Source organism: Gilliamella sp. B2911, assembly GCF_026536965.1.
In the GTDB taxonomy this organism is placed as follows: Bacteria; Pseudomonadota; Gammaproteobacteria; order Enterobacterales; family Orbaceae; genus Gilliamella; species Gilliamella apicola_E.
On the sequence record NZ_JAFNNA010000001.1, the window covers coordinates 244,532 to 263,110 of the forward strand.

The following is an 18,579-nucleotide window of genomic DNA, read 5'->3' on the forward strand; positions in this document are numbered from 1 at the left end:
AAGAAATAATGAGATTATCGAATCAAACTTTATCACAACTACCTAAAGAGGTAGTTGTTCCAACTTATGATAGAAGCAAAATTAAAACCAAAATTGTTCATCTTGGTTTTGGAGCATTTCATCGTGCTCATCAAGCTATTTATGCAGATATATTGGCTGCGCAATATGATAGCGATTGGGGATACTGTGAAGTTAACTTGATTGGTGGTGAAGCACAAATTCAAGATTTAAAACAACAAGATTGCTTATTTAGTGTGTGTGAAATGTCTTATGATAATTGGAATACTCGTGTTGTAGGTATTGCAAAAGAAGCATTACATGCAGATGTTGATGGAATTCAGAAAGTCTTAGATGTGATGACTCGTCCAGAAATTGCAATTGTGTCAATCACTGTAACCGAAAAAGGTTATTGCTATCTACCATCAACATCATCAATTGATACTAATAATCCATTAATTATTCATGATGTATCTAATCCACATACACCTAAATCTGTTCCAGGTGTCATTGTGGAAGCTTTACGTTTACGTAAAGAGCAAGGATTAAGACCTTTTACAGTTATGTCTTGTGACAATATGCCAGAAAATGGACATGTTACTCGTAATGTTGTGTTAGCCTTGGCTAAACAACGCGATGAAAGTTTAGCGCAATGGATTGAGGAAAATGTTACTTTCCCATCAACAATGGTTGATCGGATTGTACCCGCAGCAACGCCGGAAACGATGGCTAAAATAAAAAAACAACTTGGTGGTATTGATGATCCGGCAGGTATCGCTGGTGAACCATTTAGACAATGGGTGATTGAAGATAATTTTGTGGCTGGTCGTCCAGAGTGGCAAAAAGCAGGGGCAGAATTAGTTAATGATGTATTGCCTTATGAAGAGATGAAATTACGCATGTTAAATGGTAGTCATTCATTTTTCGCTTATTTAGGTTATTTAGCTGGTTATATGCATATTGATGAATGTATGCAAGATCCTAATTATGTTAAAGCAGCTAGGCATTTAATGTTAAATGAGCAAGCAACTACATTACGGGTAAAAAATGTTGATTTGTCAGCTTATGCTGATTCATTACTCGATCGTTATCGCAACACCGGTTTAAAACATCGTACATGGCAAATCGCAATGGACGGAACATTAAAGCTTCCACAACGTATGCTTGATTCTGTTAGATATCATTTAGCTAATGGTACACCATTTGATTGTTTAGCTTTAGGTGTTGCAGCTTGGATGCGTTATGTTAGTGGTGTGGATGATAGTGGTAACGTTATTGAAGTTTGCGATCCAGCAGCCGAGAAATTAAAAGAGTTGGTTTTAAATAGTTCAGATAATCAAGATCGAGTTAATGCACTGTTATCTTTAAAACATGTTTTTGGAGAGGATCTACCCCAAAATCCATTGTTTATTGAACAGGTAACTAAAGCTTATCTTTCTTTAAGAGACATAGGAGCAAAAGAGACCGTTAAACAAATAACTCAAAATTTTTAATTCCACTAACAATAATTAATAAGCCAAGTGCAATCATCTTTAGATGATTGCACTTTTATTATTAAATAAAAAACTTTTCTTATATTCAAAAATCCCCTATATTCTCTTTTATTGTAATTTGTTTTTTGAAAGTAATATATGTTCAAATCGGAAGCGTTAACTACCTCAGAACCTGTTAATCAACAAATATATCGCCAATTAAGAAAGGCCATTATCACTTGCCGAGTATTACCAGGTGTTTTATTGTCTGAAAAAGACATTTCTGGTCAATTTAATGTTTCACGCCAACCCGTTCGTGAAGCTTTTATTAAACTAGCAGAAGCTGGATTGGTCCAAATTCTTCCACAACGTGGAACTTTTGTAACGAAAATATCAGTTAAAAAAGTAATTGATGGTCAATTTATTCGTGATGCGGTTGAGTGTGCAATTATTAAACGTGCAGCACAAGAAATTAATGATTCAGATCTTTTATTACTCGAAAAAAATTTAAAAGAACAAATTGATGCTAACAAACATAAAGATATTGGTTATTTTCTTGAAAAAGATGATGAATTTCATCAGATTATAATGAATGTTATTGATTGTCCCATGGCATGGGAAACCGTCGAAAATATCAAAGCAATGATGGACAGGGTAAGATACCTTACTTTAGAAGATATATCCCCACCAGAAGACCTAGTTAAACAGCATGGAAAAATCGTTATTGCGCTAAAAAATCATGATCCTGAAATGGCTGCACTTGCACTTCATGAGCATTTATCAACTATATTAAAAACGATAAAAATAGTATCACAACAGCATAATGAATGGTTTGTTGATTGATCATTTTATTAAATAAACAAACTAATTCGCGATTTCAATTTTTAAATTAAGCTTAGTTTATCGAGTGAGACTTTTTAGTATGATAAAACAAGTTAAAATTAGAGTATCTGGTCGTGTTCAAGGGGTAGGGTTCCGTTTTTTTACCTATCAACAAGCAGTTAAGTTAGGATTAGCGGGTTATGTTAGAAATTTAGATAATGGTGACGTTGAGTTAGTTGCTAAAGGGGATGATTTAATAATATCTAAGTTAATACAGTGGATTGAAAGAGGTGGTCCTACATCCGCACGAATAACTGGTATTGATGTTTCAGAACAGCCCCCCCAAAATGATTTAACTTCTTTTAATGTTAGATATTAATTTACTAAAAAATAAAGTAAAATAAGGCAATTTTTGGGTGATTTGTAATAAAGGTCTACTTTTATTAGTGATTAACTTTATTTACATAATTAACGTAAACTATGAATAAAAAAAATTTAATCTGTATCCTACTCCTTATTCTGATAATTGGTATTTATTCTGTTTACCAAACAGAAGATAGTGTTTCGGTCGCACCATCAAACGCAAATTCGCCTGATACACCCATTTATCAAAGTGATGAGATGATAACCAATGTCTATGATTTATCAGGCACTATGGTATATAAAATTGCATCAAGCAAAGTAAAACATTTTGATAGCAATGAAAATACAGATTTTGATTTACCTAATGTCACGCTTTACGATCAGGAACATGCCGCGACTTGGCATATTCAAGCAAAACGTGCAACATTGACTAATGATAAATTAATCTACCTTTATCAAGATGTACAATTAACAAATTTATCACCTGATTCACAATTACAGCAAGTATTGACAGATAACGCAGTGGTCGATTTAAAAACACAACTTGTCACATCAAATGATCCTGTAAAAATAAAAGGGATTGGCTTTTTATCGACGGGGACAGGGTTAGTCGGCGATTTAAGAGAAAAGACGGCAAATATACTTGAGAATATAAAAACCTATTATAATACTGAGGCACAATAAAAAATGAGATTGAGAAAACAAGCAATTTATCCATTATTTTTTATGTTATATGTATCATTTGCTTGTTTTGCAAATGAGCCTAATTTTGAAGCGTCTTCCCCTCAAAAAGATCAAAAGATGGTTGTTAATGATAAACCTATTACAATTGATGCAGATAACCAACAAATCGATATTGAAAAAAATATTATTACCTTTAGTGGTAATGTACAGATTGTTCAGGAAGGTCTTACCATTTGGGCTGATAAGGTTGTTATAACCGATATGCAAGACTCTACCAAACAAAAAATTACTGGATATGGTAACCCTGTAAGATATAAGCAAATTATGCCTAAAAATAATAAAGTTGTAACAGGTCATTCATCACAAGTTATTTATGATGTGAAAGAAAGTAATATTGTACTACAAGGTGATGCGGAGCTTATTCAGCAAGATAACCGTATAAAAAGTCCGATCATTACTTATGATGTCAAAAAACAACGAATACTTGCGCAGCCGGGTAATTCAGGACGGGTGAAATCTACTATCATCCCAAGTCAAGTTAAAGAGATGAATAAATAAAATGTCAATTTTAAAAGCTGAAAACCTCGCAAAAGTTTATAAAAAACGACGTGTTGTTGAAGATGTAAGTCTCACCGTCAATTCTGGTGAAATTGTTGGTTTACTTGGTCCTAACGGTGCGGGTAAAACTACTACTTTTTATATGGTAGTTGGCATTGTGACTTTAAATGCAGGAAGAATCTATCTTGATGATCATGATATCAGTATTTTACCATTACATGAGCGTGCTCAAAAAGGTATTGGTTATCTACCTCAAGAAGCCTCAATATTTAGAAAATTATCTGTTATAGACAATATTATGGCTATTTTAGAAACACGCCAAGATATTGACAAAAATGAAAAATTAAATCGAGCAGAAGAGTTACTTGAAGAATTTCATATCACACATATTCGAGACAATATAGGCCAATCTTTGTCAGGCGGTGAAAGACGAAGAGTTGAAATTGCTCGAGCTTTAGCTGCTAATCCAAAATTTATTTTACTTGATGAACCATTCGCTGGGGTTGATCCGATTTCTGTTATTGATATCAAAAATATCATTAAACATCTACGAGATCGTGGGTTAGGAGTATTAATTACAGATCATAATGTCCGTGAAACGCTTGATGTTTGTGAACGTGCCTATATAGTAAATAAGGGACATTTAATTGCTGAAGGTACGCCAGATAGCATATTAAATAATGAATATGTAAAACGTGTTTACTTAGGACATGAATTCAGATTATAGATTATGATGAAACAAGGGTTACAACTGAAGGTATCGCAACAGTTGTCAATGACGCCACAATTGCAACTGGCGATTCGAATGTTGCAATTGTCTACATTAGAATTACGACAAGAAATTCAAACCGCACTTGAAAACAATCCACTATTAGAGGTTGCTGATCAATACGATGAGATCAATGTTGAAGAGCATGAGCCTAGCGAAAATATTGATACTCGTGAAGCACTCGATAGTCAAGAAATCCCAGAGGATATTCCTTTAGATGCAACTTTAGATGATATCTATACTGCAGGCACACCATCAGGAACCTATTCAGATTATCGTAATGATGAGTTACCTATCTATCAAGGTGAAACACACGAAACCTTGCATGATTATTTAAATTGGCAATTAGATTTAACGCCTTTTAGTGAGGTAGATCGTGCAATTGCGCTATCCATTATTGAAGCAATAGACGAAAGAGGTTACCTGACTGTTTCAACTGAAGAAATTTTAGAGGAACAAGGTAATAATGAAATTGAACTCGACGAGGTTGAAGCTGTATTAAAGCGAATTTGGCATTTTGATCCCATCGGGGTTGGAGCAAGAACATTACAAGAATGTTTATCTATTCAAATCCAACATGTAACACCACCGGCGTTAGTAAAAGAGATCATCAATGACTATTTAGATTTATTAGCAAGTCATGATTACCGGACACTGAAAAAACGATTAAATGCTTCTGATGAGCAACTAAAAGAAGCTATTAACTTTATTCAACATTTACAGCCTTATCCGGGGGATTCTGTTAATACCACGCCACCTGATTATGTTATTCCGGACGTTGTCGTGAAAAAAATTGATGGTAAATGGATAGCAGAATTAAATAATGATACTGTTCCAACGCTACGTATTAATCAACACTATGCTGCGATGGAAAAAGTCAGCAATGAACATGACAGCCAATATATTCGCTCACATTTACAAGACGCTAATTGGTTTATAAAAAGTGTCGAGAATCGTAACGAGACGTTATTAAAAGTTAGTCAATTTATTGTTGAGCATCAACAAGACTTTTTTGAAAATGGCGCTGAATATATGAAGCCAATGATTTTATCTGATGTTGCTGAAGCTATAGATATGCATGAATCGACTATTTCACGAGTGACAACGCAAAAATATTTACAATGCCCAACCGGTATTTTTGAGTTAAAATTCTTTTTCTCAAGTCATGTTAACACTCAATCCGGTGGGGAAGCTTCTTCCACAGCAATTCGGGCATTAATTAAAAAATATATTTCAGATGAAGATTCTAAAAAACCTCTGAGTGATAGTAAATTAGTCTCACTCCTTGAAAATCAAGGTATCATAATTGCTCGCCGCACAGTGGCCAAATATCGTGAAGCGTTATCAATACCTCCATCAAGCCATCGAAAACAACTTTAACTTAATTCTTAATATTTAGTCATCACACCTTAAGTGATAACTTAACCGATAAGCAATAAACCATTTATCTAATTGAATTGATTAATATAAAACTCAGTGATTACAAGTATAGCTTTGGTTAGTTATTTATATGAAGTGTAGTTGAAAGTTCATTTAAGAAGTAGTGAGATATCATCGCTTAAACAACAATAAGCGATGATATTTTCATAAAGATTTTAAGCTAAAAATGTTGGAATCTTATGTTCAAAGGCACTGATTGCATCTTCATGTTGAAGTGTTAAACCGATATTATCTAGTCCATTTAACAAACAATGGCGTTTAAAAGCATCAATTTTAAAAGGATATTGTTTATCTCCAGCAATGACAACTTCGTCAACCAAATCAATAGTAAACTCAATTCCTTCGTTGGCTTCTACAATCTTGAAAAGCTCATCAACATCTTCTTCAGGTAGATTCACTAACAATAGTTGATTATTGAACGAGTTATTATAAAAAATATCGGCAAAACTCGATCCTATAATAGTTTTAAAACCATAATCTGTTAATGCCCATGGAGCGTGTTCACGAGAAGATCCACAGCCAAAGTTTTCACGAGCTAATAAAATACTCGCACCCTTATAACGAGGTTTATTTAACACAAATTCAGGGTTTGGTTGTTTACCGGCATCATCTAAAAATCGCCATTCATGAAATGCATGTTGTCCAAATCCTGTACGAGTAACTTTCTGTAAGAATTGTTTAGGAATAATGGCATCAGTATCCACATTTGCAGCATCTAAAGGAACGACTAATCCAGTATGTTTTGTAAATTTCGCCATGACAAGTCTCCTTAAAATGGTTTGCGAATATCAGTAAAATGACCAGTAATGGCAGCAGCAGCAGCCATTGCAGGGCTAACTAAATGTGTTCTGGCATCACGTCCTTGTCGTCCTTCGAAATTACGATTACTGGTTGATGCACAGCGATCGCCAGGAGCTAACTTATCATCATTCATCGCTAAACACATTGAACATCCTGGTAAACGCCATTCAAAACCTGCATCGATGAAAATTTTGTCTAATCCTTCAGCTTCCGCTTGTTCACGTACAGGCCCAGAACCTGGAACAACCAAAGCTTGAACGCCATCAGCTACTTTACGTCCTTTGGCGACTTCTGCCGCAGCACGAAGATCTTCGATACGAGAATTCGTGCAAGAGCCAATAAACACTTTATTGATCTTAATATCAGACATCTTAGTACCGGCAGTTAAACCCATATAAGCTAACGCACGTTCAGCAGACTGTTTTTCAATCGGATCAGAAAAATCTTGTGGATTTGGAACTTGCTTATCAATAGCAGTGACTTGACCAGGGTTAGTTCCCCAAGTTACTTGTGGAGCAATATCTTTAGCTTCCAAAGTTACAATCGTATCGAAATGTGCACCTTCATCTGTTTTTAAGGTTTTCCAATAAGCGACTGCTTGCTCAAAATCTGCCCCTTTAGGCGAAAATTGTCGACCTTTCAAATATTCAAATGTGATTTCATCCGGTGCAACTAGTCCAGCTTTGGCACCCATTTCAATCGCCATGTTACATAATGTCATTCGACCTTCCATTGACAAAGATGTAATTGCTTCCCCGCAAAATTCAACTACATGGCCAGTACCACCAGCGCTCGTTGTTTTGCCAATGATGGCTAAAATAATATCTTTAGCAGTTATGCCACTGGCTACTTTGCCTTTTACTTCAATTTTCATGGTTTTAGCCCGACCTTGTTTTAAGGTTTGGGTAGCTAAAACATGTTCAACTTCTGATGTCCCAATACCAAAAGCTAATGCACCAAAAGCACCATGCGTTGCAGTATGTGAGTCACCACACACAATGGTCATACCAGGCAATGTCATGCCTTGTTCAGGTCCAACAACATGAACGATACCTCGTAATGGACTTTGTAAACCATATAAAGATACGCCAAATTCTTCAGCATTCTTAGCTAATTCAGTTAATTGGATTCTAGCCATCTCGCTACAAGCACTTAACTCATTGCTTTTCGTTGAAGTATTGTGATCCATCGTAGCAAATGTTTTATGTGGTTGGCGGACTTTACGATTCATCGCTCGTAAGCCATCAAAGGCTTGAGGAGAGGTTACTTCATGAACCAAATGGCGATCGATATACAAAATAGGGGTCTCATTCGGTGCTTCATAGACAACATGTGCATCATATAATTTTTGATACAATGTTTTTGGTTTTGTAGACATTGCTTATATTCCTTTAATATTCTTTAAAAGGGTTAATATGATAGCTTAACCCTTAGTCTAAAAATTAAATTAAACGACAAATGGTATCACCCATTTCATCGGTTGAAACATAACTACCACCACGAGCAAGATCGATAGTGCGGGTCCCTTGTTCTAAAGCTTTATTAACTGCATTTTCAATAGCTTTGGCGATATCATCACGTTTTAAACTATAACGCACTAATAATGCTAAAGATAAAATTTGTGCCGCTGGATTAGCAATATTTTTACCAGCAATATCTGGTGCACTACCGCCAGCTGGTTCATATAATCCAAATCCATCTTCATTCAAGCTAGCAGACGGTAGCATTCCCATTGAACCGGTAATCATAGCGCACTCATCAGATAGAATATCACCAAATAAATTAGAACATAATAATACATCAAATTGAGAAGGATCTTTAACAAGTTGCATGGTTGCATTATCGATATACATATGTTCAAGTGCGACATCTGGATATTGTTTAGCAACTTCGTTTACAACTTCACGCCACAATATTGATGTTTGTAATACATTAGCTTTATCAACAGAAGTGACTTTTTTACGACGAATTATTGCAGCTTCAAATGCCATTTTAGCTATACGCTCAATTTCAAAGCGGTGATAAACTTCAGTATCAAAAGCACGTTCTTGAGGGCCAGAACCTTCACGACCTTTAGGTAAACCAAAATAGATACCACCAGTTAGCTCACGCATACATAAAATATCAAAACCACGCTTAGCAATATCTTCGCGTAAAGGACATAATTCTTCTAAACCTTGATATAAACTAGCAGGGCGCATATTCGCAAATAATTTAAAATGTTTTCGTAATGGTAATAAAGCTCCGCGTTCAGGTTGTTGATCTGGCGGTAAGTTTGTCCATTTTGGACCACCAACTGAGCCAAACAAAATAGCATCGGCTTTTTCACAACCTTCTAGTGTTTCTTTAGGTAATGGACAACCATGAATATCAATTGCTGCACCACCGACATCATATTCACTAGTCGTAATTGCAAGGTTATATTTTTGACGAATGACTTCAAGCACTTTATAAGCCTGTTTCATCACTTCTGGACCAATACCGTCGCCAGGTAATACTGCAATATGGTAATTTTGAGACATATCTATTCCTTATAATTAATTTAAGCATTTCGTCAATAAATAACGAAATCGCATCTATTATTTAATCGTGGTGCAATTTTTGTTTTTGCTCAGCAACTTGATTAGCTCTATAAACATTATTTAAAACATTAATTAATGCTAATGCGGATGAATGAACAATATCAGTCGCAAGCCCAACACCGTGGAATTTGCGTCCTTTATATTCGGCAACGATATCAACTTGACCTAAGGCATTTTCACCTTGACCTTTAGAAGCTAATTGATATTTTACAATGGTAATTGGTTCACCGGTAATACGATTTATTGCTTGATAAACTGCATCAACTGGACCATTACCTGTTGCCGCATCTGAATATTTTTGATCGCCAATAATCAAACTTACTGACGCAGTTGAAACGACAGTAGAGCCTGATTGAACATTAAAATAATCTAAAACATAATGCTCTTGATCATCTTTAAGTTGATTAATAAATATCAAAGCTTCTAAATCATAATCAAAAACTTGGCCTTTTTTATCAGCAAGCTCTAAAAAAGCTTCATAAACTTGATCTAAATTATAATCGTTATCGTGGTAACCCAATTCTTCTAGGCGATGTTTAACAGCTGCTCGACCAGAGCGTGAAGTTAAATTTAATTGGATTTGATTTAAACCGATCGACTCTGGTGTCATGATTTCATAAGTTTCGCGGTTTTTTAATACACCATCTTGATGTATTCCTGAAGAGTGGGCAAAAGCATTGCTACCAATAACCGCCTTGTTAGACGGTATTGGTGTATTAGTAATTTGGCTTACAATTTGGCTGGTACGGTAGATTTCTTGATGATTGATATTAGTGTGAACGTTTAAGATATTTTGACGAACTTTGATCGCCATAATCACTTCTTCTAAAGCAGTATTACCGGCTCGTTCACCTAAACCATTCATCGCGCCTTCAATCTGCCGAGCACCTTCCTGAATCGCGCTAATCGAGTTAGCCACCGACATGCCCAAGTCATCATGACAATGAACAGAGATAATCGCTTTATCAATGTTCGGGACACGTTCAAATAAGGTACGAATAATGCCACCAAATTGATAAGGGACAGTATAACCGACAGTATCCGGAATATTGATCGTTGTTGCCCCTGCTTGAATTGCTGCTTCAACAATCCGACATAAGTTATCAATTGGGGTACGGCCTGCATCTTCACAAGAAAACTCCACATCATCTGTATAATTACGTGCACGTTTAACACAGTGCACCGCTCGTTCAACGACATCTTCAAATGTCATTTTTAATTTATCTTTAACATGTAAGGTTGATGTCGCCATAAAGGTATGAATACGAAATTGATCGGCTACTTTTAGCGCTTCAGCTGCAACATCAATATCTTTGTCAATACAACGAGACAACGCACATACACGACTATTCTTAATGGTTTTAGCGATAGTTTGTACTGATTCAAAATCACCAGGCGATGAGATAGGAAAACCAACTTCCATCACATCAACCCGCATTCTTTCTAATGCTAAAGCTATTTGTAATTTTTCTTTAACACTTAAACTTGCTTGTAACGCTTGCTCACCATCACGTAATGTTGTGTCAAAAATAATAATCTGATCGCTCATTGTTATTTCCTTTATATTTTGGTGCTATCTCGGTATTTCAAGTTAAGAAAACAAAAAACCCGCACTTTAGCGCGGGTTCTTGTTAATCTATCGAGTTAAGTATTAAATCACTTTTACTCCACACACAAGCTATCCGCGCAAACTGATGCGAGGAGGAGGCTGAGTAGGAGGCTAGTAAATTTAATCATTAACTTCTCAATTGTTATATTATTTATAAAATATTGGTGATATTTTTATCAAATGATCATTGTTGTGTCAATGATTATTTGAATATTAATTACTCATTACAATAAATATCAGCAACAAATATCACCATAATAAAATTAAATTATCGTTAGATTCCTTCAGGAATTTCTATTGTTTCTAATTTTTTAATAATGAAAATGTGTGCAAGAGCCCCAATTAAAGAAACAGCAGAGATATAACACATTGCATAAGCAAAACTATTAGTGTATTCGAGAATTAACCCCATGATAATTGGAGTAATTATACCCGCACAGTTACCAGCAATATTGAAAAATCCTCCAACTGTACCCATTACTTTTGCTGGTACAATATCACTTAGTAAAACCCAACCGATATTTGCAAAAGCATTTGCAAAAAAAGCAAATGATAATAAACCAATGGCAATAGCTGGATAATCTTCAAAAAAGTTAGCTAAACACATAACCCCAGCAAAACCTAACCCTAAAATTGATGGTAATTTTCGTGAAAAAGTTCTACTTTTGCCTTTTTTCATTAATGCATCACTTACAAATCCACTGCATAATAATCCAACCATCGCCATAATATAAGGGAACATTGCCCCAATACCAGCTTTAGATATAGATAAATGTAACCCTTTTTCTAGGTAAACAATAAACCAAGTAAGAAAGAAATAAAGGGTTGAATTTAAGGCAAATTGAGCGATACATAAGCCTAAAAAATTACGTTGCTTTAACACATAACTAATTTCTTTCCATTCAACTTTTTCTTGGCGTTTTTGGGCTTGTCCTAGACCACCTCCTTGTTTTATATAATCAATTTCAAGTTGATTAGTATTTTTACTATCTAGAGGATCACGATAACGGATTAACCAATAAATACCGAAGATGATACCTACAATACCACAAACGTAAAATGACATTTCCCAACCATAATTAGCCACAACGAAAGCTAAAATTGGTGTCAATCCCGCAAGGCCAATGTATTGCGCACAAGCATAAAGTGCAGTAGCACTAGCTCTTTCTTGGGTAGGAAACCAAGTTGATATTATTTTAGTATTAGCTGGAAAAGATGGTGCTTCAGCTACACCTATTAACGCTCTGCATAACAGTAAAAAAATGAATGATGCTGTTGCTGTGGTAAATAAATGATTTGAAGCAATTCCCATAAGTAGAGTGAATATACTCCATAAAACAATTGCACATCCGTATAATTTTCGTACTCCAATGCGATCAAGTATATAGCCAACTGGTATTTGACTTAAAACATATGCCCAAGTAAACATTGAAAAAAGAAGACCAAGTTGTGTTGGAGTTAATGAAAAATCAGCTTGAATACTTGTGCCGGCTACAGATAAATTTGCTCTATCCATATAATTGATTGCTGTTACAATAAAAAGTAACACCAATACAAAATATCGAGATTTTGTTGCTTTCATGTTATTTCCTTGTTAGTTATACATAACGTCCATTAGTTAAACAGTTACAATCACTCATGATTTTATGAGTTGTTTGATATGCTTGGGAGATTATCCATTCAGGCGTCTTTTCCCAATATTCAGGCCGAAATGTTTCAATCGAAACCATTCCTGTGTATCCCATATCTTTTAATGTGATTAGAAAATTATTTAAATCGAGTACTCCTTTATCGCAAAAACGACGTAATGCTTGAGATAACTGTTCTTCAGGTGCGTCGTCACCATTATTTATATGCACAGCAAAAATTTTATTAACAGGAATTTGTTTTATTATTGAAAAGTCGTTCAAACGGTTGTATAGATAAAGATTAAAAGAATCAATAACTAACCCAACATTATCTTTATCTACTGCTTTTACTATTTGCCAGGCTTGTTCAACAGTTCTAACAGAGCTGCGATTAAAACCAACCAATTCAAAGCAAAGTTTAATGCCATAGGGCTTAGCTAAATTTGATAAGTGGGATAGGATTCGTACTGAATTTTTATAATTATCTTCCCATGAACCAATAAATGGCCCGCCATCGGGATTTCTTTGTAAAGGGGGAACAATAATAAAATATTCAGATCCAATTATTTGCGCTATTTCGCATCCCCAGATAAATTCTGCTACTAAATCTTGCTCCTGTTGGCTTTGAGAACCATCAAATAATGTTGAAAATGTATAAAGTGCATTTAATGCATGAGGTTTTAAGTTATTTTTTTCAAAAAATTGCTTTAATTCATTTATATCATGATCTTTTAGATATTCATGAAGCATATCTAACCTTAGTTCGATAAAATCAAAGCCATTTTTTTCACACAAGACTAAATCTTTATCTACACTAGAGCACTTCATTGCATTTGATTGATTGTATCCAATTTTCACGATAGCACTCCTAATCTAAAGGAAACTTCACAACTTTATTGCTTTGTGTACTTCGATAAATTGCTTCAATCAACTCAACAGTTTTTAAACCAGCAAGCCCATCAATTAAAGGAGGTGTATCGTTTATTATTGAATTGAGAAAATCTTCAATTTGAAGTTGATGATAATAGTACATGGAATCAACACTATTAAAAAAATCACAATCTTCTTTTTTCCATGTTTGTAACAGATCTTCCTCACCTTGAATTGTCCATAAATCATTATATGGGGGCTCAGTAATTGAAGATACACCAGCAATAAACATTGCACCTCCATCAGTTTGTACGCCAATAGAAGCTCCATTTTCACCATGGATATGTACTTTTCCATATAGCGCAGGATTTTGAGAATTACTTACTAACACATTACCTATACCACCATTTTTGAATTTAATAATTGCAACGGCTGTATCTTCGACTTCGATATAAGGATGATTTAAGTTACTCCATAATCCATAAACTTCTTCTACTTCACCCATGTACCATAAAAGTAAATCCAGTTGATGAGGAGCTTGATTGACTAAAACGCCTCCACCTTCACCTTTCCATGTTCCTCTCCAAGGATCACTTTCGTAGTAAGCTTTATCACGCCAACCTAACATTGTTACTGTTCCGATGATTGGTTTTCCGATTTTTCCTTCATCAATTGCTTTTTTTATTCTTAAACATGGTCTATAAAAACGACGTTGACATACGGTTCCGACTTTAGCTTTTCCGTTTTTGGCAGCAGATAATATTGCATGAGAATCGGCCAAATTTGATGCTAAAGGTTTTTCGACAAGAATATGGCATCCTAAACTTGTTGCAGTTATGGCGACCGATGCATGGATAGGGTGAGGAGTACAAATACTCAACATCTCAATCCCTTCATTTAAAATCATTTGCTCAACATTATCATAGGCTTTAACACCATACTGTTTAGCAAATTCTTGAGCTCGTGATAAGTTCTGATCACAAACAGCAATAAAATTAGATTGTTTTAAATTCATTAATGCTTTTGCGTGAAAATGTCCTACTTTTCCACAACCAACAATAGCTGTTTTTAAATTTTCCATTCAACAAAATCCTCCAATGTTACTGGTAACTTATTGATTCAAAAAAAATGAATCAATTTTTTTCAATTATAAGATTAATCGAATAATAAATTATTTGATACCGGTCACATTTTTGGAAAAATTATTTTCTATTTATCAAATTAAGGATTAACTCGGCATAACCAAAGGATTATATTTTTTTGAAAGTAAATCAATTTCTATATCCATCACTGATTATTAATGGTTCATCAAACATGAACGCCAAGAAATAAATTGAAAAATAGTTTAATAGTATGCAAAATGGTAGGAGTTTAAGGGCATAAGCGATAAGGTGCCTGATAAGTACTTTTCAATAGATTCAAAATAATCATTTCAAAAATAAGAATGTTCATTATTTATGTATCATTTTTTGCTCTAAAAAATAGTTTTACACAAGTAACGCTATTTCAGAATTAATTATCAATTATTGGAGCCATTATGAATATTGTCGAAATTTCACAAAAACGTTATACCACCAAACATTATGACAAAACGAAAAAGATTCCCCAAGATAAGATTGAGCAGTTATTAACTGTTTTAAGAAACAGTCCGTCATCGGTCAACTCTCAACCGTGGCATTTTTATGTTATTGATAATGAAGCGGCCAAAAATAAAATTTTGCCGGCAATAGCTGATTTTAATCAACCACGTGTCACCGGCTCATCACATACTATTGTTTTTTGTATTAAAACTCCGTTGGATGAAGCCCATTTAGTTAATCTCCTTAATCAAGAAGAGAAAGACGGCCGTTTGCCTTCGGCGGAATTAAAGGCGTCTCAAGATCAGGGACGACGTTATTTTGTAAATTTAAATAGCAAAACACCTGAATCACAACAGTGCTGGGAAGGTAAACAAGCCTATATTGCATTAGGGCAATTGCTTTTTGCTGCTGCGGCAATTGGTGTTGATTCTACCGCAATAGAGGGTTACGATTCTGCTAAAATGGATGAAATTTTAGATCTTAAAAGCAAAGGATTGAAAAGCGTTGTGGTTGCAACGTTAGGTTATCGTGCTCAAGATGATGGTAATGCGCATCGTCCAAAATCACGTTTGCCGAAAGATCAAATCTTCACCTTTTTATAATCTGATTAACATCCCACCTCGTATTAGGTGGGATGAGTAAAAAAGGTATGTTTTTATTTCACTGAATAATTTTTATAGTGTTTCAGTTTCTCTTCCAGCGCTTGTTGTTGTTCTAAACTAAACTCGTTATAAAAAAAGTAATACCCCGAACTCTCTTGTATGAAAAACACATAACCTTTTGAAGTTTTATCTATTTTATGAAATTCAGCATAGTTAATATTAAAAGATCCAACTGTTTTTTTGTAATTGAATGTTAGATGATCATCATAAAAAATACAGGTCATACTGCCAAAGCGTTCATTCAATGTTAAAACCTGCTTTTTTGATTGTTTTTTAAAATTAGCCAAAAATAAGGTAAGTAATAAAATAGGCAGTATGAAAATTAGTACTGATAAAGTAGGATTTTTTGGAAATAGCAACAAACTCAAAAATAAAAGGATAGTAGATAAAATAAACATCCTTTTTCTTGAATTTCGAAATTGATAACAAATAAAAGCATATACTTTTTGATAGTCAAATTGATAATTTACCGTTGCTATTTCGGGTTGTTGGTTTTTGTTTAAATAAGGAGCCAGATAATCTTTTAGCAGCAGTAACTCATCCGGTTGAAAAAGATCATAACGAACAAATTCAAAAATAATCTTATTACTAAAAAAAAATAATCCAGTTGTGGTTTCTTTTATTTGATACAAATCAGAGTAATAGAAAGTACTGACTTCGTTTTTATCTCTATTTAGCTGTACTATTTTTTCATTATCGAAGGTGAAGGTAAAATTACGCATATTATCAGCAATCGAATCATCTAATTGTTCTGCAAAATCATTATCTAAACAATCTAGCAGTGCGTAATAAGTATCGACTAAATATTGTCGATCAATGTGGCAATTAACGGTGATATTACTCATCCTTGCTCCTAAAATGGTCTTTATCACTAATACTGTCAATTTAATTGATTATATATAAAACTGAGTAAATTGTATTTAAAAAACAAAACCGACAGTGAATAAATCTAATCAATTCGACAAATAACCCTAGACCCCATTGACAGAATCGTTACAATATACGGCATGACTTTTATAGCAAGTAAAATTAACTTGGCTATGATTAATTTAACAAACGGATGATGTTTTATGGCGCAATATGTTTATACCATGAATCGTGTTGGGAAGATTGTTCCTCCTAAACGTTATATTTTAAAAGATATCTCATTAAGTTTTTTCCCCGGTGCCAAAATTGGTGTTCTTGGCTTAAATGGGGCAGGTAAATCGACATTACTACGAATTATGGCTGGAGTGGATACCGAAATTGAAGGTGAAGCTCGTCCACAGCCGGACATAAAAATAGGTTATTTACCGCAAGAACCTAAACTTGATCCTAAACAAACTGTACGTGAAGCAATTGAACAAGCCGTTGGTGATGCCAAAAAAGCATTGGCTCGTTTAGATGAAGTTTATGCGGCTTATGCTGATCCAGATGCTGATTTTGACAAATTAGCCAAAGAACAAGCCGAACTTGAAGCCATTATACAATCGCAAGATGCGCATAATCTGGATAATCAATTAGAACGAGCTGCCGATGCGCTACGCTTGCCTGATTGGGATGCAAAAATCGAAAATTTATCAGGTGGTGAACGCCGTCGAGTGGCGATTTGTCAGTTATTGCTGGAAAAACCAGACATGTTATTAATTGACGAACCGACTAACCATTTAGATGCTGAATCTGTCGCATGGTTAGAACGCTTTTTACATGACTATGAAGGCACGGTGGTCGCCGTAACCCATGACCGTTATTTCTTAGACAATGTTGCTGGTTGGATTTTAGAGCTAGACCGTGGTGAAGGTATTCCATGGGAAGGTAATTATTCATCTTGGCTTGAACAGAAAGATCAGCGATTAGCGCAAGAAGCGGCAACCGAATCAGCTCGCCGTAAATCGATTGAAAAAGAGCTTGAATGGGTGCGTCAAAATCCAAAAGGTCGCCAAGCAAAAAGCAAGGCTCGTTTAGCGCGTTTTGAAGAATTAAATAACAATGATTACCAAAAACGTAATGAAACTAACGAACTCTTTATTCCGCCTGGGCAACGTTTAGGTGATAAAGTCATTGAAGTCGCTAATTTAACTAAATCATATGGCGATCGAGTATTAATCGATAATCTTTCTTTTAGTATTCCTAAAGGGGCGATAGTTGGGATCATTGGTCCAAATGGAGCGGGTAAATCGACGCTATTTAGAATGCTATCAGGTAAAGAACAACCAGATTCAGGAACTATCACATTAGGTGATACCGTACAACTTGCCTCTGTCGATCAATTCCGTGACAGTATGGATGATAATAAGACTGTTTGGGATGAAATTTCAAATGGGCAAGATATCATGCGTATTGGTAACTTCGAAATCCCAAGCCGTGCTTATGTTGGTCGCTTTAATTTTAAAGGTGTGGATCAACAAAAACGAGTTGGTGAATTGTCTGGTGGTGAACGTGGTCGGGTGCATTTAGCTAAATTACTTCAAGTTGGTGGTAATGTACTATTACTCGATGAGCCAACCAATGACCTTGATGTTGAAACACTGCGAGCGCTTGAAAATGCGTTATTAGAGTTTCCGGGCTGTGCATTAGTCATTTCGCATGACCGTTGGTTCTTAGACCGCATTGCAACTCATATTCTCGATTACCAAGACGAAGGGCATGTTGAGTTCTTTGAAGGTAACTTTACCGAATATGAAGAGTGGAAAAAACGGACTTTAGGCGCGGAGGCACTTGAACCTAAACGAGCCAAATATAAACGAATTACAAAATAACTTC

At 35.0% G+C, this 18,579-nt stretch carries 17 protein-coding genes; 9 read left to right on the top strand and 8 right to left on the bottom strand.

What is annotated here, in order from left to right; all coding sequences use genetic code 11:
- Positions 1-8 precede the first annotated feature (8 nt).
- From J3U27_RS01060 to J3U27_RS01090, 7 genes are all read left to right on the top strand, one after another.
- Positions 9-1,490 carry a mannitol dehydrogenase family protein gene (locus J3U27_RS01060; RefSeq protein ID WP_267376597.1) on the top strand — a complete coding sequence of 494 codons (1,482 nt, stop codon included), beginning with the start codon at positions 9-11 and terminating at the stop codon, positions 1,488-1,490.
- 138 nt (positions 1,491-1,628) lie between these two features.
- Positions 1,629-2,312: a GntR family transcriptional regulator gene (locus J3U27_RS01065; protein ID WP_065734229.1), complete on the top strand. Its 684-nt coding sequence runs from the start codon at positions 1,629-1,631 to the stop codon at positions 2,310-2,312.
- Between the two features lie 79 nt (positions 2,313-2,391).
- Positions 2,392-2,670 carry an acylphosphatase gene (gene yccX, locus J3U27_RS01070; RefSeq protein WP_267338221.1) on the top strand — a complete coding sequence of 93 codons (279 nt, stop codon included), beginning with the start codon at positions 2,392-2,394 and terminating at the stop codon, positions 2,668-2,670.
- 101 nt (positions 2,671-2,771) lie between these two features.
- Complete coding sequence (gene lptC, locus J3U27_RS01075; protein ID WP_065562282.1) at positions 2,772-3,338, top strand: LPS export ABC transporter periplasmic protein LptC; 567 nt, start codon at positions 2,772-2,774, stop codon at positions 3,336-3,338.
- Between the two features lie 3 nt (positions 3,339-3,341).
- On the top strand, positions 3,342-3,896 hold the full coding sequence (gene lptA, locus J3U27_RS01080; protein ID WP_267330076.1) for a lipopolysaccharide transport periplasmic protein LptA: 555 nt from the start codon (positions 3,342-3,344) through the stop codon (positions 3,894-3,896).
- Between the two features lies 1 nt (position 3,897).
- Positions 3,898-4,623, top strand: coding sequence for an LPS export ABC transporter ATP-binding protein (lptB, locus tag J3U27_RS01085; RefSeq protein ID WP_065562280.1), 726 nt, complete (start codon positions 3,898-3,900; stop codon positions 4,621-4,623).
- 6 nt (positions 4,624-4,629) lie between these two features.
- A complete protein-coding gene (locus J3U27_RS01090; RefSeq protein ID WP_416380524.1) occupies positions 4,630-6,045 on the top strand; it encodes an RNA polymerase factor sigma-54 in 1,416 nt (471 codons plus the stop codon).
- 215 nt (positions 6,046-6,260) lie between these two features.
- On the opposite strand, the gene leuD is transcribed toward J3U27_RS01090, so the two are convergent.
- From leuD to J3U27_RS01125, 7 genes are all read right to left on the bottom strand, one after another.
- On the bottom strand, positions 6,261-6,863 hold the full coding sequence (gene leuD / locus J3U27_RS01095; protein WP_267376600.1) for a 3-isopropylmalate dehydratase small subunit: 603 nt from the start codon (positions 6,861-6,863) through the stop codon (positions 6,261-6,263).
- Between the two features lie 11 nt (positions 6,864-6,874).
- On the bottom strand, positions 6,875-8,284 hold the full coding sequence (leuC, locus tag J3U27_RS01100) for a 3-isopropylmalate dehydratase large subunit (protein WP_267376603.1): 1,410 nt from the start codon (positions 8,282-8,284) through the stop codon (positions 6,875-6,877).
- A gap of 64 nt (positions 8,285-8,348) precedes the next feature.
- Positions 8,349-9,428 (bottom strand): 3-isopropylmalate dehydrogenase, encoded by a 1,080-nt coding sequence (gene leuB, locus J3U27_RS01105; protein ID WP_267342423.1) that lies wholly within the window; start codon positions 9,426-9,428, stop codon positions 8,349-8,351.
- A 61-nt stretch (positions 9,429-9,489) separates the two neighbouring features.
- The gene (gene leuA / locus J3U27_RS01110) at positions 9,490-11,037 is read right to left on the bottom strand and encodes a 2-isopropylmalate synthase (protein WP_065734235.1); all 1,548 of its coding nucleotides are present in this window, start codon (positions 11,035-11,037) and stop codon (positions 9,490-9,492) included.
- A 334-nt stretch (positions 11,038-11,371) separates the two neighbouring features.
- Complete coding sequence (locus J3U27_RS01115) at positions 11,372-12,679, bottom strand: MFS transporter (protein ID WP_065734236.1); 1,308 nt, start codon at positions 12,677-12,679, stop codon at positions 11,372-11,374.
- Positions 12,680-12,695: 16 nt separating this feature from the next.
- Positions 12,696-13,583: a sugar phosphate isomerase/epimerase family protein gene (locus J3U27_RS01120; protein WP_065734237.1), complete on the bottom strand. Its 888-nt coding sequence runs from the start codon at positions 13,581-13,583 to the stop codon at positions 12,696-12,698.
- A 10-nt stretch (positions 13,584-13,593) separates the two neighbouring features.
- Positions 13,594-14,676 carry a Gfo/Idh/MocA family protein gene (locus J3U27_RS01125; protein ID WP_065734238.1) on the bottom strand — a complete coding sequence of 361 codons (1,083 nt, stop codon included), beginning with the start codon at positions 14,674-14,676 and terminating at the stop codon, positions 13,594-13,596.
- 456 nt (positions 14,677-15,132) lie between these two features.
- Here J3U27_RS01125 and nfsB point away from each other — a divergent pair, with 456 nt between their 5' ends.
- On the top strand, positions 15,133-15,777 hold the full coding sequence (gene nfsB, locus J3U27_RS01130; RefSeq protein WP_267376606.1) for an oxygen-insensitive NAD(P)H nitroreductase: 645 nt from the start codon (positions 15,133-15,135) through the stop codon (positions 15,775-15,777).
- A gap of 53 nt (positions 15,778-15,830) precedes the next feature.
- On the opposite strand, the gene J3U27_RS01135 is transcribed toward nfsB, so the two are convergent.
- Positions 15,831-16,682, bottom strand: a complete 852-nt coding sequence (locus J3U27_RS01135; RefSeq protein ID WP_065734239.1) for a YcxB family protein — start codon at positions 16,680-16,682, stop codon at positions 15,831-15,833.
- A gap of 225 nt (positions 16,683-16,907) precedes the next feature.
- Here J3U27_RS01135 and ettA point away from each other — a divergent pair, with 225 nt between their 5' ends.
- A complete protein-coding gene (gene ettA, locus J3U27_RS01140; RefSeq protein WP_065734240.1) occupies positions 16,908-18,575 on the top strand; it encodes an energy-dependent translational throttle protein EttA in 1,668 nt (555 codons plus the stop codon).
- Positions 18,576-18,579 lie beyond the last annotated feature (4 nt).